This window comes from Alicyclobacillus sp. CIJ1, assembly GCF_057538885.1.
Window position 1 is genome coordinate 1 of sequence record NZ_BAAJPH010000022.1, and the last position, 285, is coordinate 285.

A 285-nucleotide genomic window follows, 5' to 3' on the forward strand; every position below is an offset into this window, starting at 1 on the left:
GATAGGTGGGAGACGGAGAAGCTTGGGCGCCAGCCTGAGTGGAGTCGGCGTTGGGATACCACCCTTGGGACACGGTTGTTCTAACCGGCCTTGTGAGGACGCGAGGCGGGACAGTGTCAGGCGGACAGTTTGACTGGGGCGGACGCCTCCTAAAGGGTAACGGAGGCGCCCAAAGGTTCCCTCAGCGCGGATGGAAATCGCGCGGAGCGTGCAAAGGCAAAAGGGAGCTTGACTGCGAGACGGACAGGTCGAGCAGGGACGAAAGTCGGGCTTAGTGACCCGGTG

General features: G+C 62.5%; 1 rRNA gene. It reads left to right on the plus strand.

Features of this window, described 5'->3' with window-relative positions:
- Positions 1 to 285 (plus strand): 23S ribosomal RNA (locus AC27E8_RS00205); the annotation flags it as partial.